The sequence below is a fragment of the Paenarthrobacter nicotinovorans genome, assembly GCF_007670255.1.
Lineage (GTDB): Bacteria > Actinomycetota > Actinomycetes > Actinomycetales > Micrococcaceae > Arthrobacter > Arthrobacter nicotinovorans_B.
This window is the reverse complement of sequence record NZ_SZVS01000004.1, coordinates 57575-81872: the sequence shown is the minus strand read 5'-3', so window position 1 is coordinate 81872 and position 24298 is coordinate 57575. Positions and strand designations below refer to the sequence as shown.

Annotated in this window: 26 protein-coding genes; 12 read left to right on the top strand and 14 right to left on the bottom strand. The window is 61.6% G+C overall.

Annotated elements, in window-relative coordinates; genetic code table 11:
* Positions 1–767: 767 nt before the first annotated feature.
* The 6 genes from FDP28_RS20490 to FDP28_RS07530 all read right to left on the bottom strand — a co-directional run bounded on the left by FDP28_RS20490 (position 768) and on the right by FDP28_RS07530 (position 4924).
* Positions 768–935: a hypothetical protein gene (locus FDP28_RS20490; protein WP_186313548.1), complete on the bottom strand. Its 168-nt coding sequence runs from the start codon at positions 933–935 to the stop codon at positions 768–770.
* Positions 936–1042: 107 nt separating this feature from the next.
* Positions 1043–1246: a hypothetical protein gene (locus FDP28_RS07555; protein ID WP_144660117.1), complete on the bottom strand. Its 204-nt coding sequence runs from the start codon at positions 1244–1246 to the stop codon at positions 1043–1045.
* 532 nt (positions 1247–1778) lie between these two features.
* On the bottom strand, positions 1779–2492 hold the full coding sequence (locus FDP28_RS07550) for a hypothetical protein (RefSeq protein WP_144660114.1): 714 nt from the start codon (positions 2490–2492) through the stop codon (positions 1779–1781).
* An 810-nt stretch (positions 2493–3302) separates the two neighbouring features.
* A complete protein-coding gene (locus FDP28_RS07540; protein ID WP_186313567.1) occupies positions 3303–3707 on the bottom strand; it encodes a hypothetical protein in 405 nt (134 codons plus the stop codon).
* Positions 3700–4257, bottom strand: a complete 558-nt coding sequence (locus FDP28_RS07535; protein WP_144660108.1) for an RNA 2'-phosphotransferase — start codon at positions 4255–4257, stop codon at positions 3700–3702. Before FDP28_RS07535 ends, FDP28_RS07540 begins: the two co-directional genes overlap by 8 nt.
* 40 nt (positions 4258–4297) lie before the next feature.
* Positions 4298–4924: a hypothetical protein gene (locus FDP28_RS07530; RefSeq protein WP_144660105.1), complete on the bottom strand. Its 627-nt coding sequence runs from the start codon at positions 4922–4924 to the stop codon at positions 4298–4300.
* Positions 4925–6058: 1134 nt separating this feature from the next.
* Between FDP28_RS07530 and FDP28_RS07525 the strand changes: the two genes are divergently transcribed.
* Together FDP28_RS07525 and FDP28_RS07520 are read left to right on the top strand one after the other, a co-directional pair.
* Entirely contained in the window at positions 6059–6385 is a 327-nt protein-coding gene (locus FDP28_RS07525; protein ID WP_222120620.1) for a hypothetical protein, read from the top strand.
* A gap of 91 nt (positions 6386–6476) precedes the next feature.
* Positions 6477–6875, top strand: a complete 399-nt coding sequence (locus FDP28_RS07520; RefSeq protein WP_144660103.1) for a hypothetical protein — start codon at positions 6477–6479, stop codon at positions 6873–6875.
* A gap of 100 nt (positions 6876–6975) precedes the next feature.
* Here FDP28_RS07520 and FDP28_RS07515 read toward each other — a convergent pair whose 3' ends face one another.
* The 4 genes from FDP28_RS07515 to FDP28_RS07500 form a co-directional block, all read right to left on the bottom strand.
* Positions 6976–7341 carry a DUF7674 family protein gene (locus tag FDP28_RS07515; protein WP_144660101.1) on the bottom strand — a complete coding sequence of 122 codons (366 nt, stop codon included), beginning with the start codon at positions 7339–7341 and terminating at the stop codon, positions 6976–6978.
* A 340-nt stretch (positions 7342–7681) separates the two neighbouring features.
* Positions 7682–8668, bottom strand: coding sequence for a bile acid:sodium symporter family protein (locus FDP28_RS07510; protein ID WP_144660099.1), 987 nt, complete (start codon positions 8666–8668; stop codon positions 7682–7684).
* An 84-nt stretch (positions 8669–8752) separates the two neighbouring features.
* Positions 8753–10249, bottom strand: a complete 1497-nt coding sequence (locus FDP28_RS07505) for a SulP family inorganic anion transporter (protein WP_144660748.1) — start codon at positions 10247–10249, stop codon at positions 8753–8755.
* A gap of 24 nt (positions 10250–10273) precedes the next feature.
* Positions 10274–11380, bottom strand: a complete 1107-nt coding sequence (locus FDP28_RS07500; protein WP_144660097.1) for a GTP pyrophosphokinase — start codon at positions 11378–11380, stop codon at positions 10274–10276.
* Between the two features lie 110 nt (positions 11381–11490).
* Between FDP28_RS07500 and FDP28_RS07495 the strand changes: the two genes are divergently transcribed.
* Positions 11491–12312, top strand: coding sequence for an alpha/beta hydrolase fold domain-containing protein (locus FDP28_RS07495; protein ID WP_144660094.1), 822 nt, complete (start codon positions 11491–11493; stop codon positions 12310–12312).
* Positions 12313–12352: 40 nt separating this feature from the next.
* Positions 12353–13288: a carbohydrate kinase family protein gene (locus FDP28_RS07490; RefSeq protein WP_144660092.1), complete on the top strand. Its 936-nt coding sequence runs from the start codon at positions 12353–12355 to the stop codon at positions 13286–13288.
* Here FDP28_RS07490 and FDP28_RS07485 read toward each other — a convergent pair.
* The gene (locus FDP28_RS07485) at positions 13285–14346 is read right to left on the bottom strand and encodes a glutathione S-transferase family protein (RefSeq protein ID WP_144660089.1); all 1062 of its coding nucleotides are present in this window, start codon (positions 14344–14346) and stop codon (positions 13285–13287) included. The two genes, FDP28_RS07490 and FDP28_RS07485, sit on opposite strands and share 4 nt — an antisense overlap.
* Positions 14347–14428: 82 nt before the next feature.
* On the opposite strand from FDP28_RS07485, the gene FDP28_RS07480 reads away from it, so the two are divergent.
* Positions 14429–15238 (top strand): HAD family hydrolase, encoded by an 810-nt coding sequence (locus FDP28_RS07480; RefSeq protein WP_186313547.1) that lies wholly within the window; start codon positions 14429–14431, stop codon positions 15236–15238.
* Here FDP28_RS07480 and FDP28_RS07475 read toward each other — a convergent pair.
* On the bottom strand, positions 15235–16137 hold the full coding sequence (locus FDP28_RS07475; protein WP_144660085.1) for a methyltransferase family protein: 903 nt from the start codon (positions 16135–16137) through the stop codon (positions 15235–15237). The two genes, FDP28_RS07480 and FDP28_RS07475, sit on opposite strands and share 4 nt — an antisense overlap.
* Positions 16134–16985 carry an SDR family oxidoreductase gene (locus FDP28_RS07470; RefSeq protein WP_144660084.1) on the bottom strand — a complete coding sequence of 284 codons (852 nt, stop codon included), beginning with the start codon at positions 16983–16985 and terminating at the stop codon, positions 16134–16136. Before FDP28_RS07470 ends, FDP28_RS07475 begins: the two co-directional genes overlap by 4 nt.
* Before the next feature lie 135 nt (positions 16986–17120).
* On the opposite strand from FDP28_RS07470, the gene FDP28_RS07465 reads away from it, so the two are divergent.
* The 5 genes from FDP28_RS07465 to FDP28_RS07445 all read left to right on the top strand — a co-directional run bounded on the left by FDP28_RS07465 (position 17121) and on the right by FDP28_RS07445 (position 20070).
* A complete protein-coding gene (locus FDP28_RS07465; RefSeq protein ID WP_144660083.1) occupies positions 17121–17390 on the top strand; it encodes a hypothetical protein in 270 nt (89 codons plus the stop codon).
* A 13-nt stretch (positions 17391–17403) separates the two neighbouring features.
* Positions 17404–18201: a glycerophosphodiester phosphodiesterase gene (locus FDP28_RS07460; RefSeq protein WP_144660082.1), complete on the top strand. Its 798-nt coding sequence runs from the start codon at positions 17404–17406 to the stop codon at positions 18199–18201.
* Between the two features lie 199 nt (positions 18202–18400).
* Entirely contained in the window at positions 18401–18679 is a 279-nt protein-coding gene (locus tag FDP28_RS07455; protein WP_144660081.1) for a hypothetical protein, read from the top strand.
* Between the two features lie 46 nt (positions 18680–18725).
* Entirely contained in the window at positions 18726–18938 is a 213-nt protein-coding gene (locus tag FDP28_RS07450; protein ID WP_144660080.1) for a hypothetical protein, read from the top strand.
* Positions 18931–20070, top strand: coding sequence for a baeRF2 domain-containing protein (locus FDP28_RS07445; protein WP_144660079.1), 1140 nt, complete (start codon positions 18931–18933; stop codon positions 20068–20070). The genes FDP28_RS07450 and FDP28_RS07445 overlap by 8 nt, the downstream gene beginning before the upstream one ends.
* A gap of 72 nt (positions 20071–20142) precedes the next feature.
* On the opposite strand, the gene FDP28_RS07440 is transcribed toward FDP28_RS07445, so the two are convergent.
* Positions 20143–21966 (bottom strand): glycoside hydrolase family 2 protein, encoded by a 1824-nt coding sequence (locus tag FDP28_RS07440; protein WP_144660078.1) that lies wholly within the window; start codon positions 21964–21966, stop codon positions 20143–20145.
* Between the two features lie 152 nt (positions 21967–22118).
* On the opposite strand from FDP28_RS07440, the gene FDP28_RS07435 reads away from it, so the two are divergent.
* Positions 22119–23081 carry a D-2-hydroxyacid dehydrogenase family protein gene (locus tag FDP28_RS07435; RefSeq protein ID WP_260842382.1) on the top strand — a complete coding sequence of 321 codons (963 nt, stop codon included), beginning with the start codon at positions 22119–22121 and terminating at the stop codon, positions 23079–23081.
* Between the two features lie 60 nt (positions 23082–23141).
* On the top strand, positions 23142–24284 hold the full coding sequence (locus FDP28_RS07430; RefSeq protein ID WP_144660076.1) for a glycerate kinase: 1143 nt from the start codon (positions 23142–23144) through the stop codon (positions 24282–24284).
* The last annotated feature ends 14 nt before the right edge of the window (positions 24285–24298 follow it).

Sequence of the window (24298 nt, the reverse complement as noted above, 5' to 3'; positions counted from 1 at the left end):
GGCGGTTTTTCTTGGCTTTCTGCATCGTCGGCGTAATGAGGCCGTAGATCTCAGCAAGCCTGATGTGTGCCGTCGAGAACACACAAACTGTCCACCGGACTGTCCGTAGGATTTAAAGGAGAACGTCCCGTTGTCCCGCTTCTGCGCACTTGGCCACCGCATCGAAGTGAGAAGAGGCGCGGGCGAACTTCTATAGAGGGGTTGGCATGGCAAAACCAAAAATCCACGCCACGTGGATTCTTTATCTCATACCCCCATTTCTCTTGGTCTTGGGACTCCTTTGGCTTATGAGAGACGTCTGGAACTTGTTCTAAGCAACTGACGGTGGAGTGGCTGGGGATGACCTACTGCCGGCAGTATTACATCGTCGGATTGGGCGTCCGTAAGAGGATCCTCTACCGGGCACCGGACAATACTGCTCATCCGTTTGGCTCGCCTCCATTTGGGTGGACGACGACGTCGACAGGACCAATGCCAGGCTGGGCCCACGGTAGACGGCCCTGCTCCTCCAGCGTTGCATTGGAGGCTGCTATGGCAGCTTGCAGACATTCGCCCTTCCCATCTATCACAACAGTGAAGGGAACCTCTTGGGTGCGCCACCGGTCAAGAATGCCGGGAAGTATGGATGCGAAGTCACATGCAACTGGAGATGAGTCGGCGGCCCCGAGGACGACTAACAGATATCCGTGCGTGCATCCGAACCATTGAAGGTCCGAGATCAAGTCAATTGCTGCATCGAGTCCCACAGTTCTATAGGGATACATGAACTATGATTCGAGGTATTGACAGAGAGCAGTTACGTCCGGGAGGCCCGACAGGTCGAGCTCAAATACCATCATCCCGCGCAACCGGGCATCAGCTTTGACGTGACCGACAAGCGGGCCAGTAACTCCCAGATGAACGGCGAACTGCCTACTGATCTGGTCGATTTTCATGGGCCTCCTAAAACGGAAACTGGTGATCGAATGCTGTGATCTTCCAGGTGACCAGCCTCTGCGCATTCTGGTGTCACGCTCGGCATAAGGGATGGCTCACCACGTAATCAGGACCCAGTCGCCAGGGAGATCTCCGCGGCTGAGTACGGATAGTGCAAAGGCGCGGGCTTCTTCCACATCGGAACCTCGGTCGACCAGAGCACCTCGAGGAACGTGCCGTCACCTTGGTAGTCCCTGATATCCAGTCCCAGAACCAGCCAACCTGAATCGGCAAGAGCTTCAATGACGGCCGGGGCTGGGATATCGGCCAACTTACTTCACCGTTCGGGTCGCACCGTGCTCCACGCTGAAGGTCTTCGGTAAGAAACCCAAGGTCTGGAACAGTCATAGCTGGATCATACGGTGGTGTAGCGCGTGAACCTCCTTCGTAGCTGCCCGTAAGCCGGTGGCTCTGCGGACACTCCAGCGCCCGTTAGGGGATCGGTATACGTGCTCAACGGCCAGTCAGTCCTGACGCGCTCAGGTGGCGTCTACACTCAGAGTTGTGGCTTCATACCAACCTGCCGAACTCGCTCGGGAACTCGGGTATACCAACGAGCAGCGACCAGGGAACGTAGTCCGGGATTACCTTCGTATAAAATACCCAGACCACCCGAAGTACCAACGATGGGTGCTCGATGAAGTTCAAGCCGCCGACGTTCGAGTCAATGTCCCTCGTAAGCGCTGACTATTCGCCCGGAACGGCCGATCCCCAGCTGCGTGTCACAGCATTATGTGACGCGGTGCGGTAAGAAAGCCATGTACTGCCCAAGCGCCGCAAACCAGAAGTTCCTTGTATCACTCTCAGTTGAACTGAAACCCGCGATAGGAGCCACTCACGTTAAAGCGTCGCCCTTCTTTGCGGCGTTGGATGAATCCTGCGATCGTATCTACGTCCCTAGGTCTCATCCCAAGTTCGCGGCACTTATTGCGCACTTGGTCGACTGTGATTGGCGCCCATCGATCGGGGCGATTCATCATGTCAGCTTTGAGCATGTCTTCTTCATTCCATTTCAGGCCGGATGAGTAGCCGGCGGCCATGCGTGCGATGTGCTCCAGGATGCCCTCTACTCCGTTAGGAAGCGGTGCTTGTGTCTTTTCGTCCTCAGCGAGCCCATTTGCTTCGACCGTTTGGTCGTGAAAAAGCTGCACTGGCTTTGCGTCAGCAATCCATTCAGCGGTGTCCGGTTCATTCCACTCGATGACGGCGACTGCGTCTGCTCCGCACCCCCAAAGATCGTCCAATCGTTGACGGTCAGGCCAGGCGTAGATAACCCTCGCACCGGAGAGGACCCCTGGTGAGAAACCCCGCCAGACGCGATGTGTCACGCGGGGGTGTGCAACGAGCTTCTTCAGGCTCGCTGCTTCAAAGTCCTTGCGCGGCGTCACAACGACAACGGGCCCACCAGGTTGTGCCAGTAACCACTTGATCGCGCGGACATTCTGAGGTTCACGGGACGTCTCGCCCTCGCTCAGCCGCGAGATCGCGACTGCGTTGGGGTAGCCGTTAGGTGGCATCGTGCTCTTCCTTCGCTCGGGGACTGATACTCGCAAAGGTACAGCCGACGTCTGACATTAGACTCGTTGGTGCTGAAGCTGCAGCGCTGTGACTCTCGGCGCTAGATGGCTGGCTGAGCCATCAAGAGTGATGGCATGTGTCCGTTGACCCATCCCTTACCGGGCGTCCACAAGTGAACTACCTGCGCACGGCGATACCACACGACATTCACGGCAATGACCGAGATCGCCATATGCTGGCGCCATAGTTGAAATCGAAAGGTGCCAAGATGGCGGTAGCACCGTATGTGCCCAACGAATTACTTTCGCGGCTGGTCTGTGACCGGATGTACTCTGTCGAGTTCGTTCTGAACGACTATGTGCAATTGCGATTCGACGGGACGTCTGACGGCGGTCCCGTTACCCTTAACTGCTACGTATGGCCTGTCGTCCAGTCAGCTGGCCGTTCGTGGCATGAGCAAGACCTCGGCTACGCGGACGCACTACGCCGCTTGACCCCCGGCACGGTTACCTCGACAAGCGAAGCCACAGGTAGTGGCCTACGCGACGAGCTCGATACGGGAACGATAGTGATACATCCGGCGAGGGAAGATGTCTACGTCGAGATAGCGCATCTGATGGGATTCTCCGATCAAGCTTGGATGGTTTGGCGCCCAGGTGAGGAGAGCTTTGAGGACTTAGCCTGAGCCTTGATTCGCTTCGGAAGGCTGCCCTCCATCCGACGGCCAGCTTAAAGCATTTCGCCTAGGAGGATCCCTGAGCGCACCCTATTTGACGTTGGAGTTATGTGTCTCATACACGTGAAGTTCGTCAGGGCTCTACCGGTCGGAGGTGGACGGCGTAGTGCGCTTCGGCGTCTGCGACCAGATGAGGGCCGGCTTGTCCTGGCAAATTACGGTTCCACCAGGATGCGGTCTCTGGTAAGACGGATGGCCCTGAGCGTAGAAGTGCGGCGAAACGTTCGTCCGTGTCGGCGATTGCCTCCGCGAAAGTGGCCAGTTCAGGGTACGCCGTGAGTTCCGGGGCAGTGAGGACTTTGTCGATAACATCCCTAATTTCAAGTTCGTTCTCGTACTCGTAGATGCTCCACTGGTACCCTTCTTCGCAATCCGCCACGAAAGATTTCCACGCATCGATGTATCCGGCCGGTGACCAGTTCCTTCTGGCTCCCTTTTCGCCTGCGACCCCACGAAAGCCGCGGATGAACTCACTCATCTTGCGGAACGACCGATATGAACGCGGCAGGAACTCCATCCGCTAGCCATACTTTTTCGCCGCCACGGTAGAACTTGACGTTGTCTCCGTGTGCGGCCGCGCTGTCAATGCGAAGGAGAATCGGGTCAGTGTCCTTTCGTTGTCCCACCTGCTTGGCCATTTCGACGTCCTCGGATAGGTGGACGTACTGGCGTCGCATAGGCCGCAAACCCTCTGATTGAATAGCTTCAAGGCTTTCCCTGGATGTTCCATGAAACAGTTTTTGGGGTGGACCTTCTTGTGGCTTTACTATGCGGGTCGGGACACTATGACCGTAGAGAGCCCGAATGCGGCCCCCGCTCAGTTCATGGCGTCGCTTAGGGGAGGACAAGAGCATATTTTCCAGGTCCGTGACTTCAAGGTTCACCCATTCAGGGGACTCTCCCCGGAGCGCCTGAAGCAGGTCGTCCACCGACGTCCACCCTTCCCCGTCCAATTCCAGTTCGTAAAGCCAGGGCTCGTGGCGCAAAGCACGCGATACCGCCCGACTGAGCTTCGGTAAGTCACACATGGTCCTCATCCCCTCTTCAAGTGGGAGTTGTAGGTGTGCTTCACGAGTAGTCTTCCGGCATAAGGGCTAAGGGGATCCGAAGGGTCTCAACTAGCACGTTGGGCCTCCCACTAAAGAGCAGGGAAAAGACCACTTCATTGCCTTCAACAGTCCGAGAGTGGGCCATCACTGTCAGCTGTGAACCATCGCGCAGGTCAACAGTCCACAGCTCGGGTTCCATCGCAAGCTCCAGAGCATCATGAACAACACGAACACCAGGTGACAAGTATTCGAAATTAGTTCCAGTGCCATTTGCTCCCGTAAGGCTGTGTTCTTGGGAACCTGGCAACGCCGGTTCTTCGTCCCATGCGAAGCTTCGAATGTGCCACTCGCCACCGACTTCCAAACGGTCAGCCAGCGTTCCAGGAGGCAACTTCGCCATTTCCGCAAGCGTCGGGTCCAGCCGTGTGACGTGACTGATGTGTGCAGCAACTGCTCCGCCAGGAGTATTCGCGTCATCCACTCCATCAGCGAAACCCCATCCGTTTTCTGGGTCGTGAAGGACTTGAAGAACAGGTCGTTCACCAGAAAGGACCGACTTCATGACCACGGCACCGAGGCCTTGGGGAAAGCGGTCATCCGGGAACGGCCACGGCATCTCCCGGTGCATCTCAACATTCTGCGACATAGAGACATTGTCCCCGATCACCAGGGCGTACGAACGACCTACCCTGTCCGCCCGTTAGGCGGACGCGCAGCGGACTCCTTGTATTCTCAGGACATCGTTCTGGCGTGACACGATAAGAGTTAGAGACTCCGCAGGGGTAATTGATACCTAAACTGACTTACTGATTGTGCATACGGAAAGTTGAAACGGTGGCCCCTTCCGAAACCTCCCTGATAAAGGGCCCCACAACTTTCGCTCTCTGGAGATGGCGGATCCGTTTTACCTCAATAGCAATTGGGGTGCTCACGGTGGTCTTCTTACTGAACAATGCGCATTTCCACAGTCGTGGTTCATCGACGTTCTGGGCATTCTCATGCTGGTTTCGATCACGCCTGTAGTCGTGCTAATGAGCTGGTGCGCATCCAGAGACCGCGCGGAACGACGGGCCGGCTGCACCACTCTTAGTCTTGGCGACAGGAAGATGGCCCAAAGGGACCCCTATATGGGTCGCATCATCCGACTGGCCGGCGCGGACTACCTCGACCGTCGGCACTTCGCTGAGATCCTAGTTAAAACTAGAGTCGAAGCGGGCAAGCAGAAATCCATCTAAACCCGCGCCCGTAAGCCGGTGGCTCTCCGTACGCTCCAGCGCCCGCTTGGGGATCCCTTGCCGGACGTTCCAGTTCAAAGAAGTAAGCCGTCTATGGCCGGCATCTGCAACGCGGTTTCGCGCCTGTGCTAGCAGCTCGTCGTAATTTGCTTCAAAGGGCGCGACATGAACTGACTCAAGGTCGGATTGCATGTCCCACAGGACGCGCTGTTGCGCTTGATGACTAACAACTGGGGCGACCGTTGTTCAAATAACATAACCACTCGAACAACACCAGTGCCTGGTCTTCGTTGAGTTCAATCCTCACCGGCTCAGATATGTCCTCGTCGCCCTTTCCATTCCGGGACGGTCAGTTTATCGCCGCTGAAACCTACCCATCGAGCGGGCTAACGGCCGGTGAGGGATCCCTTACCGGGCACCTGGAGAGGTGCGAGCTTTGCGGACACAGGCGGGCCATCAACGCCGGTTCCGCAGTGCCCGTACACTTTCCCGAGGGGTGGGACAACTGCCCGAGATAAGAGAATGGGTGAGCTCCAGTGGCGTTATTGAAGGCAATGAACGGGTCCGGCGAGACATGGGAGGATCCCTCCGCGGACGCCCTGTTTTTCCTGCTCGAGGACATCGAGCAGGGACGCAAACAATTCCTGGTTATTGAGCGCATAGCTGACACAACCCGCCAGACGTATATCCAGTCCATCCGCAATGACGCTGGAGAGTTTGTAGTGGAATTCCGCGACGGTAGCCCAGACCAGCACTTCGGCACCGTGGTCGCCGACCTGCGCGCCGCTCATGATCTCATCACGGCGTGGTCCTTTGGCAGGGATGGCTGGCGCGAGGCGGCCGACTGGAACCATATTTCGTTCGATGAATGAGTGGGATGCGTAGCAGCCAGCTCTGCTGAGTCTTCGCGCCAGGGCCCAGAGGCCTTGAAACGGTGTGTTTTCTCGCTGGAAAGGAACCTACATGGGCAATTTTGAGACATCCGTCTACAGAGCGGGGTCGTGGTCCAGGAATGACGAGACGAATGACTGGCTGCTTCGGATCTCGGTGCATGACAGCGACATCGCGACGATCGACTACCGTTCGCATGAGGGAGCCTCGGGCCGCTTCTATTTGGGCTTCCAGCCGCGGGACTATTTCGATAACCCAGACGCCAGCGAGCCCGTGGACCTAGTGGCCGTTTCAAACAGCTTCTCCGCTTGGGCTTCCATGGAGGTCGGTACTGCTGTTTCCCCGGAAGAACTGAGGGCATTCATGGCCTCTGAAGCTGTTGAAGAACCAGCCGACATATTCGTCGAGGACACCGTCGTCCGGCTTCTTGAGCGCCTCGGTATCCCTCTGCCGAAGTGGCTGGAGGACTGACGTGCGCAGACTGATAGACAATGTGGGGTGCGAGGCTCAAAGGTGAGGTGGCGCTGGTGACCGACTCAAACGGCGCCCGTGAGCCGATCCTCTACCGTGGCTAAGAGAAAATCTGTTCGTACTCTGCTTTCATCTTTCGCCCAAGGAGAAGAACAACGCCAGCTCCTGGCTCAGACGGCAAGGGGAGGTGTTCGATGAACGAGACCGCGATGACGTTATCAACGTCGTCCATCACATCTCCGACGCCCGCGAAGTGAACCTCCAGCCACGACAAAAGTTGCAGCACGCGAAGCGGGTTGGAGTCCTGTTCCGCGAGTACCCACCTGCAAATATCGGCCATCAGCAAGTGCGGCAGAAGCTCCCCGTCATTGTCCTCCAGATGCTCCTCATAGCCGGGTCGGAGATGCGGATGTTCTGCAATCAGCGTGAGCATGAACTGCCGCGAATCTCGCTCATACTCGTTCATCACATCCCATTGTTTCTCGTGAGTGCCTTGTATGTCACGCTCATGATAAGGCTGCCATGACGAGGGGTATGCACTCGAGCGTGCCGCCCGTAAGCCGGTCCCTCACCGTGTGTCAGTTATTGCCGACTCCCCCGCGCCGGGTCATCTCGGCGGGATGTACGAATACCCCGCACGGAGATGCACGATGAGGGGAGGCTTACTGCAATCTAGTTCCTTACGTTGGGAACGGTATCGGACGGCCGGGCAGACTGGGCGCGCAACCCTGGCGTAGTGAAGTCAGCCGCCACAGGTACCTCCGAGCATTTCCAGAGCAAACCACCTCCAGCGGACTAAACAGCACCTAGTCCTTCAGCGGCCTCCGTGCCAACCACGCTGCAACGATCGCGCCGGAGATGTTGTGCCACAGCGAGAACACGGCGGACGGCAACGCAGCCAATGCACCGAAGTGGGCAGTGGCCAGGGTCGCCGCGAGTCCCGAGTTCTGCATACCGACCTCGAACGCCAGGGCACGGCGTGCCTTGTCATCCAAACGGCCCAGCTTGCCGGCCAGGTAGCCCAATCCAAGGCCGAAGCCGTTGTGAAGCACGACAGCCAGGAACACGATGCCGCCAGCAGCGACGATCTTGCTGGCGCTTCCAGCCACAACGATGGCCACGATCAAGGAGATGACGACGGCTGAAGCCCAAGGAAGTACCGGAAGCACCTTCGCCACGAGCTTCGAGAGGAACAACCTTGCAAGCAGGCCCGCGATGACGGGCAGCAGCACTGTCTTGACGATGTCCAAGACCATGGCCCCGGCGTCGATATTCAGGAACGAGCCCGCCAGGAAGAGCGTCAGTGCGGGCGTCACCAGCGGCGCTATCAGCGTGGAAACGGAAGCGACGGCGACTGACAGGGCCACATCGCCCTTGGCCAGGAACGCCATCACGTTGGAGGCCGTGCCGGAAGGGGCGCAACCAACCAGGATCAGGCCCACGGCAAGCTCCGGTGGCAATTGAAGCAACACGGCGATCAGCCATCCGGCGCCGGGCATGATGACATAGTGCGCCACGATTCCCAGAGCTACGGCCCAGGGGCGCCGGGCCACGGACGCGAAATCCGGAGGGGTCAGGGTGAGGCCCATGCAGAACATGATGATGCCCAGCAGGTAAGGAACCGCAACACCCATCGGCTTGAACAGATCCGGGATGAGGAACCCCAGGACGCCGGCCAGAACCACCAGGAGTGGGAAGACCGTGACGGCGATCCGGGCAATCCTGGCTTCGGCGGCGAGGGCAGGATTTACCGGGGATGTGGTTTCGGACGGGGAATTGGTTGCCTCAAGCATTCATCAATGCTCACACCAGAACTGCACTTGGAACGACTTCGTTACATCCCACGGAACGTATATGTCAGACATTCGGCGTCCCCGTCAGGAGTTGAGCTTTCCCGCCAGCCGCTCCCGCATGCGGACGCTGGCCTCATTCAAGCCGATGAACTCCACTTCGCGACCGTGGTTCCTGTACTTTTCGGTCACCGAATCCAGCACGGAAACCGAGGAAGCGTCCCAAATATGCGAGCCGTGAAGATCGATGATTACACGATCTATGCCTTCTGAGGAATCTTTCGCGTAGTCGAACTGGGTGTACAGGTCGTTGGAGGAGGCGAAGAAGAGCTCACCATGCACCGTGTACGTCGCCACGGTCTCGCCGTTGAGGTCCAGCTCAGTCCTTTCCACCGTGACAAAATGCGCCACCCTACGGGCAAACAGCACGCTCGCGGCCAAAACCCCGACGCCGACCCCCACCGCAAGATTGTGCGTTGCGACCACAGCGGCAACAGTCAGGACCATGACGGCTGTCTCGGATTTGGGCAGGCGCTTCAGGGTTGAGGGACGGACGGAGTGCCAGTCAAAAGTAATCAGCGAAACGAAGATCATCACTGCCACCAGCGCGGCCATGGGGATCATTCCCACAACATCGCCCAGCACCACCACCAGGATCAGCAGGAACACGCCGGCCAGGAACGTTGAAAGCCGGCTTCGGGCGCCGGAGCCCTTCACATTGATCATGGTCTGCCCAATCACCGCGCAACCACCCAGGCCGCCAAGGAATCCAGTGACGATGTTGGCGGCGCCCTGGCCCCAAGAGACCCTGGTCTTGTTGGATCGAGTGTCGGTGATGTCATCCACCAGCTTGGCGGTCATGAGCGACTCCAGCAGTCCCACCAGTGCCATCGACAACGCAAAGGGAGCAATGATCTGGAACGTCTCCAAGTTCAGGGGCACGTTCGGCACGAACAAGCCGGGCAGGCTGTCCGGCAGCTCGCCCTTGTCGCTGACGGTGGGTACATCGACGCCACCCAGCGCGGTGACCAGCGTGAGGAGCACGATGGCCACCAAGGGGGCCGGAACAGCCTTGGTCACCCGTGGCAGCAGAAAAACGATCGCCAGGCCCACGGCAACAATTGGATAGACCATCCAAGGAACGTTGAAGAGTTCGGGCATCTGGGACATGAACACCAAGATGGCCAGCGCGTTGACGAAACCGATCATCACCGACCGCGGGATGAAGCGCATCAGCCGGGTAACCCCCAGGGCGGCGAGGATGATCTGGAAAACGCCCGCGAGGATGATCGTCGCGATCAGGTAGTCGAGGCCATGCTCCTTCATCACCGGAGCGATCACCAGGGCCACGGCACCTGTTGCTGCCGAAATCATGGCTGGACGTCCGCCCACAAGAGCGGTCACCACGCCCATGGTGAACGATGCGAACAGGCCGATCCGCGGATCCACCCCCGCAATCACTGAGAAGGCGATGGCCTCTGGAATCAAGGCCAGCGCCACCACCAGCCCCGCGAGGAATTCAGTCAACAGGCGGCGGGGCGAACGGAAGGTCGCCCGCAGCGACATGAGTTGCTCAGGGGTCATGGTTGGCGCGGCTGTCATGGGTCCTTACAGTGCAGTCTGGCGGTAACGCTCAATCTGCTTAAGGCGCCGCTGGAGGCTGTCGCGCCGCGGGTGCGGAACGACGTCGGGCGCCTCAGCGGTGAGATCAATGTGTTCGGTTCCGTACTGCCACAGCAGGAGGTCGTCCAGGAGGCGGTCGGGACCGGGGGAGTAGCGGTGGTCGAGGGCCTTGCGGACCTCGGTGATCCGGTTGGCGCTGAGAAGCCCGGCCAGTTCCACGGTCTTGGTCAGTCCGTGGGCGGCAAGGAGTTCGGCGGCCCACCCCCAGTCGTCATCAACTTTACGGTCAACGTGCGGAAGGAGCGTACGCCAGACGTCACGTACCCTGTTGGGAGTCAACGGTGAGGCGCCTTCACCTTCCAAATCCCAGTAGCCGCGGACTTCTTCGTACCGTTCGTGGAGATCAGCAAAAGCGCTCTCCACAGTCTCCAACATGGCTGCCGTGGCCGTGAATTGACGGTCGAAATGCGGCGTCCAGGCGCGGGGATCCTCGGCCTTGAAGCGGATGTCATGCTCGATCTCGCTCCAGGCGTGGGCGAATACGGTGCGGATCTGGCACTCGAAGAAGTAGCTGCCATTGGCCGGCATGTCCGGGTTGAAGACGTGCTGGTACTCCTTGACCGTTTCATTCTGGATGGTGCGCAGGATGAGGTGCCGGCTGGAGTAGCCGTAGGTCCCGGACTCGATGGAACCGATGTCCTTCTCGCGGTCACCACGGCAATCGAACAGTTGGCGCTGGCGTTTGATGATGTTGGCAACCGCTGCGTTTTCCGCCGGCAGCTTGGTGATGACGCGGATTCCCACCATATCGTTCAGGGTGCGGAAGGGATCCGGGAACTTGAGCACGCGGGGGCCGCCCGGCTCAATGGGGTCATCGGTGCGGGAAATTTTTTCGCGGAACGACTCAACGGTCTTGGTCCGGCCCGTGACAAACAAAGGCGTGACCTCGGCGTCGTTCAACATGTCCCGCAGCGTCAGCAGGACATCGCGCGTGACCCGCTTCAACGCAGGGCGGACGCGCTCATAGAGGGCCACATTCGCGTCCACTGCGTCCCGCTGAGCCTGGTCCAGACTGTCCCAATTGCTTGCCATGCCCCCAGCTTACGGTGCGGGTGCGACACTGAACCGGGCCAATCGCCGTCGGGGCGCCTCTAGCCAAACCCCGGAACCCTCGCGATAGGCTCAGTACAAAGGAGGGCGCAATGTTGCGGCACAAGTACAGCTACGGCGAACACCCCAGTCAGTGGGGCGAACTCTTCATACCTGAACCGAACAACGGAAACCATCGCGGCGCATCGGCTGTGGCCGGTGGAGTCGCCGTCGTGATCCATGGCGGCTACTGGCGCTCGCAGTACGGCGCTGAGCTCGGCGAGCCGCTGGCGCGGGACCTCGCAGCCCACGGAATCACCGCCTGGAACCTTGAATACCGGAGGGCCGGGAACGGCGGTGGATGGCCGCACACCTTCGAGGACATCCTGGCCGGCATCGACCACCTCTCTGAAATCGCAGGCAACCACGATCTCAAACTGGACAAAGTCGTAGCGCTGGGCCACTCAGCCGGCGGACACTTGGCCGTCTGGGCGGCCGGCCGGCAGCGGCTTTCGGCCATCGGAACGCCCGACGCCGACCGCCAACTCGTGCGGTCGCCCGAGGACAACGCGGTGCACCTGACCGGGGTGGTGAGCCAGTCCGGGCTCCTCAACCTTGCGGCCGCGGAGAAACTGAATCTGAGCAACGGCGCGGTGTGCAACCTCATGGGCGGCGATTCCGCTAGATTCCCCAAACGGCATAAATACGCAGACCCCATGAGCCTGCTGCCGATCGACGTCCCCGTATATGCCGTGCACGCCACAGAAGACGAGGACGTTCCCGCGAGCCAGTCCGAGGCCTTCGTTGCGGCGGCTACGGCAGCGGGAAGTTCGGCCCAGTTGCTGCGGGTCCCGGGCGATCACTTCGACCTCATCGACCCCAAGGCCGTCGCGTACAAGAAGTGCCGGGAATTGGTGCAGCGGCTGCTCTCGTAATTGTTGTGCTGCGGCGGTTGTCCTCTGGCAGAGTTGTCCCATGCTGACAGTCATTGGCGAGGCCCTGGTAGACGTTGTTCAACGCTCCTCTGGAATTGAAGCGCACGTTGGCGGCAGCCCGCTCAATGTTGCCGTCGGTTTGGCCAGGCTGGACCACCCGGTTCAGTTCATCGGCCGCTTCGGGAAGGACGCTTACGGCGACTCCGTGGCGGCGCACCTGCGGTCCAGTTCCGTGATGGTTCCGCTGCCGCCCGACGACAAACCAACCAGCGTGGCAACCGCACAGATAGACGACGACGGCGCTGCCACTTACGCTTTCGACCTCACCTGGGAACTGCCCGGACTCGCCGGCCGGCTGCCCCTCATGCTGCAGGCTGCCACCTTGCTGCACACCGGCTCCATTGCCACCTTCCTGGAGCCGGGCGCTGCGGAGGTTCTTGCCGCCGTCGAGCATGCCCACCCGAGCAGCACCATCAGCTTTGACCCCAACTGCCGCCCGAGCATCATCACGGACGTTGAGTACGCGCGGACGCAGGCCGAGCGCTTCGTGGCGCTGTCCGACGTCGTAAAGGCCTCAGACGAGGACCTTGAATGGCTGTACCCGGGCGTTGATCCGACGGAATCCGCCCGTCGCTGGTTGTCGCTGGGTGGCGAAGGGGGACCCGCCCTGGTGGTGGTCACGCGTGGTTCGCTCGGCCCGTGGGGCATCACCCGCGCAGGGGAGACCCAGGTCCCGGCTCCCTCAGTGGACGTTGTGGACACCGTGGGCGCGGGGGATTCATTCATGGCCGGGCTGTTGTCCGCGATCGTGGATCATGGGCTGGATGGCGCACAGAACCGCGAGGAACTGCGCGCCATGCCCGCTGAAACGCTCGCGGCGATCATGGATCACGCCACCCGTGCTGCCGCCATCACCGTCTCACGCGCCGGAGCCAACCCGCCAACGCGGGCCGAGCTCAACCACGGGCCGGCCTAGCCGGCTCCGTGCCCTGGCGCTACTTCTTCGCCTGCCTTGACCGGTCCCGGCGGAGTGCCGTCGCCGAAGGGCCGCCCACCCAGGGCTTCGCGTCCGTGAGGCGTCAGCCAGCCTGAAAGATCCGGGCCCGCGGGGACGATCTGCGTGGGATTAATGTCCTCGTGCACGATGTAGTAGTGCTGTTTGATCTGCACGAAGTCGATGGTGTCCCCGAAGCCGGGCGTCTGGAACAGGTCCCGGGCATAGCCCCACAATGCGGGCATTTCGCTGAGTTTGTTGCGGTTGCACTTGAAGTGCCCGTGATAAACGGCGTCAAAGCGGGCGAGTGTGGTGAAAAGCCGGACGTCGGCTTCGGTGATGGAGTCGCCCACCAGGAAGCGTTGCGTGGCGAGCCGTTCCTCAAGCCAATCCAGCGCGTTCCACAGGCGGGTGTAGGCGGCGTCGTAGGCTTCCTGTGATCCTGCGAATCCGCACCTGTACACGCCGTTGTTGACTTCGGTAAAGACGCGCTTGTTGACCTGGTCGATCTCCTCGCGAAGGTGTTCCGGATACAGGTCCGGCGCTCCGGGGCGGTGGAACTCTGTCCATTCCGTGGAGAAGTCGAGCGTGATCTGCGGGAAGTTGTTGGTGACTACTTCTCCGCTGGGGATATCGACGATGGCCGGGACGGTAATGCCGCGCGGATAGTCGGGGAAGCGGCGGAAGAACGCTTCCTGGAGACGCTCGATTCCCAGGACAGGGTCCTTGCCGTCGGGATCGAGGTCAAAGGTCCAAGAGCGGGCGTCGTGGGTGGGTCCGGGCTGACCCAGGCTGATGACGTCTTCCAATCCCAGGAGCCGCCGGACGATCACTGTCCTGTTGGCCCATGGGCAGGCGCGGGCAGCGATCAATCTGTACCGTCCGGGCTCCACAGGCCAGCCGGGTTCTCCTTTTGGCCCGGCGGCACCGTCGCGGGTGATCCGGTCTTCGATGTAGTTGGTGTCCCGGTTGAACTCGCCACCTGTGACGTAGGCACCCCGGGTGCTGTGTTCTTCGACTGTGCTGGTCTTCTCACTCATCAACCCAGCCTATGCGCTTGTTGCAGCCGCAGGGGAGATTGGCCAAGCCCCCCGCACGTTCCCGCCAACGTAGACTGGCATGATGCGGCTCGTAGCAAGCGATATTGACGGCACCATCCTCGGTCATGACGGAAAAATCAGTGACCGGACCATCAAGGCGTTCCAGGCGTGCCGCGAAGCAGGGGTGGAACTCGTCTTCGTCACGGGCCGTCCCCCGCGCTGGCTCTACCCCCTCCAGGAGCAACTGGGGCACAGCGGGATCGTCATCTGTTCCAACGGGGCCGTGGTGTGGGATCTCGAAACAGAGAAGGCCCTCTCCTCCTGCGTTCTGGATGCGGAGTCCGTCTTTGAAGCCCGCCGGATCATCAAGTCCATCAGGCCTGATGCGTTGTTCGCTGTCGAAACCTTGACCGGTTTCCAGCTGGAGCCTGGGTTTATCGAGAACGAAACCAGCGAATTGCTCGCTGAATTCACCCCCAAGCCGTTGGCCGAGACGCTTACAGCGGATGACGCCGTCGTGAAGTTCCTGGCCATTACCCGCAAAGGTACGCCGGACGAGTTCCTTGCCGAGGTGCAGCCGGCCGTTGCGCACCTGGTGTCCACCACGCACTCAGCTCCGAAGACCGCCATGTTGGAGATGTCGGTGCCGGGGATCAACAAGGCTGTCACGCTCGCCAAGTACGCCGAGTCGCTGGGAATCGACGCGGCGGACGTGGTTGCGTTCGGGGACATGCCCAATGACATCGAGATGCTCCGCTGGGCCGGACACGGTTACGCCATGGCGAGCGGACACCCGGAAGCGATCCTCGCCGCCGGGCAGCAGGCGCCGCACTTCGACGACGACGGCGTGGCCCAGGTTCTCGAAGCGAAACTCACCGAACAGCGGGTCTAGTCGGCGCGGAACCGGGGAATCCAACAGCGGACCCTTTGGCAGTAGTATTCGAACTCGGCGCCGAATCGAAGCCTGAGGTCGGCCTCCTCCAACGGCCTGACCGCGTAATTCCACACGAGTGAGCCGGCCACCGCATAGGCCACCACAAGCCACGAACCCAGCATCAGGCCGACGGCGGCGCCCTGCAGGATGCCTGCCAATGCCATGGGATTCCGGAGCCAACGGTAGGGGCCGGCAATCACCAGAGTGTTGGCCATCGCTGCCGGCAGGGGAGTCCCGTTCCCTTTGGTGGACATGGCAATGGCCGAGTAAATGCCCAGGGCGCTGGCGAGCAGCAACAGAACGAGCCCGGAAACAAGCGTAGGCAGCGGGAACGGAATGGCCAGGGCCCAGCGGCGTTCCAAGGCGAAAAGGACCAGCGGGATCACTCCCAGGAACAGGCCCCAAAAAACGACCAGCTGCAGGAATGTTGTTACTACGTGCCCTGACGTAGGTCGCTGGGCTGCAGGCCGGAACGCGAACGGGCCGCGGAGTACCCATTCTGTAGGTATCCGGCCCAGGAGAACCAAGCAAAGAGCGGCCACCGAGCACGCGGATGCCGCCACCATCGCCAGGACTCCCCAGCCTGCTTGTGTGGTGATGGTCGCGAAGACAGCCAAGGCCAGGGTGACCAGCCCGGTCCACGCGGTAGCCACGATAGCGGCGCCACGGAAGCCGAAGGCAGCCAGGGCCGAAGCTGCGACAAACAAAGGCACATCGAAGATCGCCACAGCCACGGGATCCAGCTGCCCAAGAGTGGCCTCCCGGACAGGCGGCAGGAGGAAAACACCAAGCCACCAGGCAGCACCTGCCAAGGCCTGCGCGGCAAAATAGGCCCTCCCCCAAAGAGCGGCTTTCATGGATGGCGGACACCCTTCCCGGCCAGGATCGCCCGGTACCCTTCCCGGAACGACGGATAGGCAAAGGTGAAACCGGTGGACCTTAGCCGGCTGTTCGAACAGCGTTTGTCGCCTGCACCGCCGTCGGACGCCGGCCCGACGGGAGGCGCCGGCAGCTGTAGCTCGCCCGCGAGGAAGCGCAGGACGTCGCCGTACTCGGCGGGGTCGTCATCGACGCCCAGGTACACGGCCTCGGGCTCTTGCTCCATGGTGGCCAGGTGCACGATCATGGCTGCGGCGTCGTCACGATGGATGCGGTTGGTGTGTTTGGACTGGGCAGGAATCGTGGCCTTTCCGCTGCGCACTTGGTCGATCAGGCGGGTGCGGCCGGGGCCGTAGATGCCGCCCAGGCGCACGGAAATGGCGCGGGTGCCGGCAGTCCTGGCGAACAACAAATCCTCGGCTTCCAGCAGGACCTTTCCGCTGAACCGCGTGGGTTCTGCAGGCGTCGACTCGTCCACAACAGCCCCGCCAGAGTCCCTATATACGGCGGTGGAGGAGACGAACAGGATGCGCCGCGGCCGGATCGACTGCCGCTCCAGGGCATCCAGCACATTCTTCACCCCGTTCAGGTAGGCCGCACGGTACGCCTCTTCCGTCGAGGCATCCGCCGCGACTGCAATCACCACGATGTCCACGTCGCCAGGCAATTCCGGGACATGCCCGGAGAGGTCCGCCCGGATGCCGTGGATCTCCGGCGGGAGCTTTTCGGGGGAGCGGCGCAAGCCCACCACATGGTGCCCGACAGCCGCGAAACGCAGCCCAACTTCGGTTCCGAGGTCGCCGCAGCCGGCAATCAACACAGTCATGCCCCTAGTTTGTCAGCACCACGTGTCACCGAGTTCCCAGCCTCCATACAACCGGCGTTCAACTTGCGGCCGTAGGCTTCCAGCCAAGGCCCGTTCGCATGGCCGATCTGTTCGAGGAATTTTGCAGGGGGAATCATGGCTAAGCGTCGGATCAACGACTTCACTACGGCGCCCTTGCGGCGCGTGGAACCCGATCACCACTGGCGCTCGCTGCGCCAAGGAGACCGCGTCAACGTCACGCTGACGCCGGGCTTCGAATCGGCCGGCGTTGTGGACGCCGTCACCGGCGATGCCACTGCCGTCTGGGTGGAGCTCGACGGCGGTCGCGGCCGGACGCTGGTCCACGTCAGCGATGGTGTGGCGATCGTCCCGCAGACGACGGCGGCAGCCCGGCAGGAGCTCTAGCCGCACCTTTGCGATGGGCTACGCTACGGGAGTGACGCTGCCCTATTTCCTCCGCAGAGACGGTTCGGTGGGCCCTTTGGCCTTCGCTCATCGCGGCTTTTCGCGCGAGGGACTGGAGAACTCCATGGCTGCATTCAGTGCTGCCGTGGAATTGGGAACCGTGCACCTGGAAACTGATGTGCACACAACGTCCGATGGCGTCCTGCTGGTCTTCCATGACTCATCGTTGGACCGGGTTACGGACTCGGCTGGGAGGATTTCCGAGCTGAGCGCCGCAGAGGTGGCCCGGGCCAGGATCGGCGGGGCGGAACCCGTGCCCACGTTTGATGAGCTGGTGACGGCATTTCCGGAAGCCCGGCTGAATCTCGACGTCAAGGACTGGAACTCGGTGGGCCCGCTGGCCGCGGCCATCGAAAAACATGGAATCCATGACCGTGTCCTGGTCACCAGCTTCTCGGACAGGCGTCGTCGGGCGGTTTTGGCCACGTTGTCACACAGGGTGGCATCCTCGGCCGGCAGCTCATTGACTGCCCTCTTCGTCCTCCTGGGCCCCGCGCTGCCGGTGCGGTTGGCACGCAAGCTGCTCGCCGGCGTCGACGTTTTCCAAGTCCCTGTCCGCTACGGCCGTTTGCCGGTGGTGACTGCCGGGTTCATCCGGCGTGCACATCGGCTTGGGAGGCAGGTGCACGTATGGACCATCAACGAGCCGACGGAGATGGAGCGGCTTCTTGACCTGGGCGTGGACGGTATCGTCTCGGATCGGCTGGATCTGCTCAAGGAAGTGCTGGTTCGTCGAGGCGAATGGGTCTGACATCCCCGCGACTTGGCACTTAATGACAGTCCCGGGCTCAGGCATTGTCATTAAATGCCAACTCGGCGGGGCTTAAATAATCAGTACCCTTTCTATTTCCCCCTCATCCGGGCTAGGGTCGAAAGTGTCCGGATAATTCTTCGCCGGCAGCAGCGTCCGTACCTGCCTGGCGACGATCGGGAGAAGGAAGGAACACGCCATGGCTTCGGAATCACACACCACCACGGATCACGACGAGATCCGGAAGTGGGTTGAAAGCAATGACGGTAAACCGGCCAGCGTCAAGAAAACAGGGGACAAGGATGACGTGGGTATTCTGCGCATCGACTTCCCCGGCGGCGCAGGCGAGGACAGCCTGGAGCACATCAGCTGGGACGAATGGTTCGCGAAGTTCGATCAGAACAAGCTCGCATTCCTCTACCAGGCAAAGAAGGCGAGCGGCGAGGACAGCACCTTTTTCAAGCTCGTCAACCGCTGACCACGAATTGATGCAGAGGCACATCGAAGTGAAAAGGAGGAGCATCGTGGCTGAACGAGGAAACACCAAGCACGGCTCGGAATTGGACGAGCAGATGAAGCACGAGACCGAAGGAATCGTGCGGGGAACCAAGCCCGCGCACGTCGAGGAAGGCCGTGAGACCGAACCCTTCCCGGACGAGACAGACCCCCAGGAAGTCCAGGACGCGCTGAACCCTGGAACCGGCAAGGGCGAAGCCGGGGGTGGGCTGGATGACTGACAACTTATCCAAGTACTCCGGCCTCTATCGGGAGCCCGGACCTTGGTGCGTTGCCTACGTCGACGCGAGCACAGGCACCGTGGATGGCCTGGAAAATGCGGACGTGCAGCCGGACAACGTCCGGAACACTCTTGAAGGCTTGGGCACCTCGAAGGAGGATCTCAACGCCATGGAGGGAGCCATCCAACCTGCCAAGGGGGAGCCGTCGCCCGTCAGCCGTTTTGTTCTGGTGCGCAACGGTGAAGTGGTCCTCAACGAGGTGCTTCCGGGTGCCCTGGTTGTTCCCGAACGGGTCTCCAAGGACGAGGTTCCGGATCTCCTGCCGCTGTTGAAGCACCACCCCGACGGTTTTGCATACGTTGTTGTGGAGGCCAGCCGTGACGAGGGTGAGATCCGCCTCTACAAGGCCGGAGCTCCCGATGTCGAGGCGAGCCAGCACGTCCAAGGCGACGACGACTCCATCAAGAAGGTGCCCGTGGGCGGCTGGTCACAAGGCCGCTACCAGCGCCACACGGAAGAAGTCTGGCGGCGCAACGCCGATCAAGTGGCTGAGGAAGTCGACAAGTTGGTTAGGGAACGCCAAGCCAAGCTGGTGATCCTCTCCGGTGACATTCGAGCCCGCCAGTTGGTGGCAGATCAGCTCGCAGAGGCCTCTAAAGCCGTTCTTGCGACCATTGAGTCCCACACCCTCGCCGCAGGATCGGACCGCGAAAAGTTCGATGACGAGGTCAACTCCTTGGTTGCCCAGCAGTGGGCCGAGGAGCAACGGCAACTCATGGACCGGCTGGCCGAGCAGGAGGGCCAGGCCAACCCGCAGTCTGCCACCGGTCTGGGCTCTGTGGTTCACGCGCTGCAGCAGGCCCAGGTTGACGATTTGATTCTCGACGACAGCGCGCTCGCCGATCACACCCTGCTTGCCCTAAGCGCCGAGCCGTGGGTGGCAACATCCGAGGCCGAGTCGTTGGCTGCGGACGTTGTGGGCAAGGTGTCCGCTCCGGCAGCACTGTTGCGTGCTGCCGCCCTGACCGATGCCCGGGTTCAGCTGGTTCCTTCAGGCGCACTGCCGGACGGCGTCAACGTGGCAGCCTTGCTGCGCTGGCCCACCGGTCCCGAAGTGCCGGCGGGAGCATAGCGGCAACCAAGGCGGGGTGCCCGACGGCGGTACGTACCGCCGTCGGGCATCTGCGCGTAAGCGACCGGCAGCTTAGCCGCGTTCGATGGCGGCCTGGCGCTGTTGGACGGCCCGGATCCTTTCGAGGTCCAACTTGTCGCTGCGGTCGAAGTTGAAGATGCCGTTCTTTTCCTGGAACACGTCCGTCAGCTGCGTGTAGCAGTAGCCGAACATGTCCGGGTTATCCAGCAGGACGTTGCACAGGCCCTCGAACCGCTCATAGAAGTCTTCCTCGCTGGCCACCCGCTGGCCGTAGCCCCAGGAGCTTTCGACGTCGGTGCCCGCGGCTTCCGCTGCCTGCTTGGCCTCGGCCTCGTTCCACCAGATCCCGCCGAACTCCGAGACGAAGAAGGGCTGGCCGTTGTAGGGGACGGAGTAGTCCACGCCATCGTGTGCGTGGTTGAGGAACGGTTTGCCTTCGGCGAGGCCTTCCTGTTCCAGCCGGAACTTGTCAGGGTCCTGCTCGTAGGAGTGGGAATCGTAAATGTCCGTTTCCCTGACCCTGTGTGAGTAGCCCGAGGCGTCGATCACGGGACGCGTGGGATCGGCGAGCTTGGTGGCAAGGAACATGGCCTGGGTGACGTCGTCCAGGACGGTGATCCTATCGTGGAGGTGCTGGTGGGTCTCGTTGAGCGGGCACCAGCCGATGATGCTGGGGTGGTTGTAGTCGCGCTGGAGGACTTCCAGCCATTGGGCCACGAAGCTGGCCGTCGGCTTTTGATTGTGGCCGATCGTGCCGCCGCCGGAGACACCCCAGTCCCCGAACTCCCCCCATACGAGGTAGCCGAGGCGGTCTGCATGGAACAGGAAGCGCTCCTCGAAGACTTTCTGGTGCAGCCGGGCGCCGTTGAAGCCGGCAGCCATGGACAGCTCGATGTCCTTGACCAGGGCGGAGTCGTCCGGGGAGGTCATGAGCGATTCCGGCCAGTAGCCCTGGTCGAGGACCAGCCGCTGGAAGACGGCTTTGCCGTTGATGCGGACAACTTTGCCGTCCAGGGCCACGGAGCGGATCGCGGCGTAGCTGGTGACCTTGTCCACAGTGTCCCCGCTGGGGTCTTTGATGGCCACGTCCAGGTCGTAGAGGAAGGGGTCCTCGGGAGACCATGGCCGGAGCTGCTCCGCCGGTATTGCCAAACGGAGTGAGGGGGCCAGATCGAGGTCAGCACGCGCTTGGGCCTCGGCCACTGTGTCTGTTCCGGCGCGAAGGGTTGCAGCCACTGTGTGGCCCTGGTGGTTGCGGGACAGCGGAATCTCGATGGTCAGGCTGGAATCAGCCAGGTTGGGAGTCACGCGGAGGCGCTTGATGTGGACTTCGGGGACCGCTTCCAGCCACACTGTCTGCCAGATCCCGGTGGTACGCGTGTACTGGCAATGGGTGTTGTTGTACCAGGTGGCCTGCTTGCCACGGGCCTGCATGTCGTGCCGGGAGTCGCGGGCCCGCACCACAACGACGGCGTCCGTTCCGGGTTCGGCGACGTCGCTGAGATCAGCGGTGAACGGCGTGAAGCCGCCCCGGTGCCGAGCGACTTCGACGCCGTTGACCCAGACCGTGGCATCGTGGTCCACGGCCCCGAAATGCAGGAGGACTTTCAGCCCTGCCCAGTCCTGTGGAATGGTCACCGTCCGGCGGTACCAAACGGCCTCCATGAAGTCCACGTTCTCCACGCCCGACAGGGCCGACTCCGGGGCGAACGGAACCAGGATTTCGCTGTTGAGTCCGCGATGGGTGAGTCCCCGCTCCAGACCTGAGTCTCCGGCGTCGATCTCGAAATCCCAGGTGCCGTTCAGGTTGAGCCAGGTGTCGCGGACAAGTTGCGGGCGGGGGTGTTCGGGCTTGGGGATCGATGAATCGGTCAAGGTGTCTCCTTCGGCACGGGAACGGTATGTTCTTTACAACGTTAGAATCTTTCGCTTCCCGATGCGATAGCTGGACGGAATTCACTCCGTCAAAGATGCCTGACGTGAGAGGCTGGACCTACGCGTCCAGCATGCGAGCTGAGGAGATTCCCGTGACCGAGTACCGTTTGGCCATTCTTGACGATTACCAGCAGGTTTCCAGCGACTATGCGCCCTGGGAGTCACTGCTCGACGACGGCGTGAAGGTCACCGTTTTCAGTGCACCTTTCGTCTCGGAGGAGCAGGCTGTGGCCGCCTTGGCTCCGTTCGACATCATCGTCGCGATGCGCGAGCGAACCCGTTTTCCGCAAAGCGTCCTCGATGCTTTGCCGGACCTGAAGCTGCTGGTAACCACCGGCATGGCCAACGCGGCAATCGATCTTGAGGCGGCCTCCGAGCGGGGGATCGTGGTGTGCGGGACAGGTGGATCGCCCGCCGCGGCACCGGAACTGACCTGGGCCTTGCTGCTGGCTTTCGCGCGGAATCTGCCTGTGGAGGAGAACTCTCTGCGCGCGGGGGAGTGGCAGACCGGCGTCGGATTCGAACTTGAAGGCAAGACGCTCGGGATCGTTGGCCTTGGCAAGATCGGCAAGCGCATCGCCGGGTATGCCGCGGCGTTCGGTATGGACGTGCTGGCCTGGAGCCAAAACCTCACGGCCGACGCTGCTGAGGCCGCGGGTGCCCGTTTGGTCAGTAAGGAGGAACTGTTCAGCGAGTCGGACATCGTGACGCTGCATCTCCGGCTGTCCCAGCGAACCGAGGGCATCGTGGGCCCTGAGGAGCTGAGGCTGCTCGGTCCGGACGGGCTGCTGGTCAACACTGCCCGTGGACCCTTGGTCGATGAGGGCGCCCTGATCCGCGCGCTGGAGGAAGGCTGGATCCGTGGTGCCGCCCTGGACGTCTTCGAGGAAGAGCCCCTCCCCGCCGGCCATGCGCTGTTGCATTCTCCGCGGACAGTGCTCACGCCGCACGTGGGATACGTGACGCACGAAAGCTATCGGAAGTTCTACGGAGAGGCCTTCGAGGACGTGAAGGCGTGGCTGGCCGGGGAGCCTGTGCGCGTTCTCGGCGGGTAATACTCGCGCGGATTGCTGCGTGGGCAAGCGCTTTCCGAGGAAAACTGGCAAGATGGATCCATGCGTATCCTCATCGCCCCGGACAAGTTCAAGGGATCCCTGACCGCCGCCGAAGCCGCATCAGCCATGGCCGAAGGCGCACTCCGCGTCTATCCGGATGCCGTGACCACGCAGTTCCCTGTTGCCGACGGCGGGGAAGGCACGTTGGATGCAGCAATTTCTGCGGGCTACGAGGAGCGGAACAACGCCGTCGTCGGGCCCATCCTGAAACCGGTGGGCGCGTCGTGGGCCATCCGTAAGGACTCTTTCGGCGGAGCGACGGCTGTCATCGAAACGGCCATGGCTTCCGGGCTGGCTCACATGGAGCCAACTTCGGAGAACTCTCTCCGCGCCCACAGCTACGGATGTGGCCAGCTCATCGCCGCGGCCCTGGAGGCCGGTGCCACTGAGATCGTGTTGGGCGTGGGCGGTTCCGCGATGTCCGACGGCGGCAGCGGGGCCTTGCGCGCACTGGGACTCAAGCCCCTTGATTCAGCCGGGAACGTGGTGCCGCTCGGCGGAGGTTCCCTTGGCGACGTCGTGGCTTTGGACGTTTCGGAGCTGGATCCGCGGCTGCCGGCCGTGAAGTTCCGCATCGCCGTCGACGTCCAAAACCCGCTGTACGGCGCCGAAGGCGCGGCGCACGTTTTCGGTCCGCAGAAGGGCGCGGACGCTGACGCCGTCGAAAAGCTCGACGCCGGTCTCCGCAACTGGGCATCGCTCCTTCGGGAAGCGAGCGGCCGCGATGTCAACGTTCCGGGCGCTGGAGCAGCGGGCGGGTTCCCGGCGTCGTTCCTTGCCTTCACTGACGCAGAGTTGGAAGGCGGCTTCGCGCTTGTGGCGGGACTGACAGGGCTCGCCTCCCATTTGGGCGAGGCAGATTTGGTGATCACCGGCGAGGGGTCGATGGATGAGCAGTCGCTTACCGGGAAGGCCCCCATTGCATTGGCGGACGCCGCGAGCGTTCAAGGCATTCCCGTGGTCGCGGTGGCCGGGCGCATCACCGTAACCCCGGAAGAGCTGGCGAAGCACGGGATCGTGGCTGCGGCGCAGTTGCTGGATGTCGCGCAGCGCAAGAATGGCGTCCCGGATGTGGCTGACGCCGTAGCCAACGCCGCCAAGTACCTGGCGTGGGCTACCAGCCAGGTACTTGAGGGCGCGTAGCCACTCAGTGTTGG

Excerpts from the sequence above, each read along its gene's own strand:
- FDP28_RS20490 (WP_186313548.1), bottom strand. The coding sequence starts at position 935 with ATGAAAATCGACCAGATCAGTAGGCAGTTCGCCGTTCATCTGGGAGTT.
- FDP28_RS07550 (WP_144660114.1), bottom strand. The coding sequence starts at position 2,492 with ATGCCACCTAACGGCTACCCCAACGCAGTCGCGATCTCGCGGCTGAGC.
- FDP28_RS07540 (WP_186313567.1), bottom strand. The coding sequence starts at position 3,707 with ATGAGTGAGTTCATCCGCGGCTTTCGTGGGGTCGCAGGCGAAAAGGGA.
- FDP28_RS07535 (WP_144660108.1), bottom strand. The coding sequence starts at position 4,257 with ATGTGTGACTTACCGAAGCTCAGTCGGGCGGTATCGCGTGCTTTGCGC.
- FDP28_RS07530 (WP_144660105.1), bottom strand. The coding sequence starts at position 4,924 with ATGTCGCAGAATGTTGAGATGCACCGGGAGATGCCGTGGCCGTTCCCG.
- FDP28_RS07520 (WP_144660103.1), top strand. The coding sequence starts at position 6,477 with ATGGGCAATTTTGAGACATCCGTCTACAGAGCGGGGTCGTGGTCCAGG.
- FDP28_RS07515 (WP_144660101.1), bottom strand. The coding sequence starts at position 7,341 with ATGAACGAGTATGAGCGAGATTCGCGGCAGTTCATGCTCACGCTGATT.
- FDP28_RS07510 (WP_144660099.1), bottom strand. The coding sequence starts at position 8,668 with ATGCTTGAGGCAACCAATTCCCCGTCCGAAACCACATCCCCGGTAAAT.
- FDP28_RS07505 (WP_144660748.1), bottom strand. The coding sequence starts at position 10,249 with ATGACCCCTGAGCAACTCATGTCGCTGCGGGCGACCTTCCGTTCGCCC.
- FDP28_RS07500 (WP_144660097.1), bottom strand. The coding sequence starts at position 11,380 with ATGGCAAGCAATTGGGACAGTCTGGACCAGGCTCAGCGGGACGCAGTG.
- FDP28_RS07495 (WP_144660094.1), top strand. The coding sequence starts at position 11,491 with ATGTTGCGGCACAAGTACAGCTACGGCGAACACCCCAGTCAGTGGGGC.
- FDP28_RS07490 (WP_144660092.1), top strand. The coding sequence starts at position 12,353 with ATGCTGACAGTCATTGGCGAGGCCCTGGTAGACGTTGTTCAACGCTCC.
- FDP28_RS07485 (WP_144660089.1), bottom strand. The coding sequence starts at position 14,346 with ATGAGTGAGAAGACCAGCACAGTCGAAGAACACAGCACCCGGGGTGCC.
- FDP28_RS07480 (WP_186313547.1), top strand. The coding sequence starts at position 14,429 with ATGCGGCTCGTAGCAAGCGATATTGACGGCACCATCCTCGGTCATGAC.
- FDP28_RS07475 (WP_144660085.1), bottom strand. The coding sequence starts at position 16,137 with ATGAAAGCCGCTCTTTGGGGGAGGGCCTATTTTGCCGCGCAGGCCTTG.
- FDP28_RS07470 (WP_144660084.1), bottom strand. The coding sequence starts at position 16,985 with ATGACTGTGTTGATTGCCGGCTGCGGCGACCTCGGAACCGAAGTTGGG.
- FDP28_RS07465 (WP_144660083.1), top strand. The coding sequence starts at position 17,121 with ATGGCTAAGCGTCGGATCAACGACTTCACTACGGCGCCCTTGCGGCGC.
- FDP28_RS07460 (WP_144660082.1), top strand. The coding sequence starts at position 17,404 with ATGGGCTACGCTACGGGAGTGACGCTGCCCTATTTCCTCCGCAGAGAC.
- FDP28_RS07455 (WP_144660081.1), top strand. The coding sequence starts at position 18,401 with ATGGCTTCGGAATCACACACCACCACGGATCACGACGAGATCCGGAAG.
- FDP28_RS07445 (WP_144660079.1), top strand. The coding sequence starts at position 18,931 with ATGACTGACAACTTATCCAAGTACTCCGGCCTCTATCGGGAGCCCGGA.
- FDP28_RS07430 (WP_144660076.1), top strand. The coding sequence starts at position 23,142 with ATGCGTATCCTCATCGCCCCGGACAAGTTCAAGGGATCCCTGACCGCC.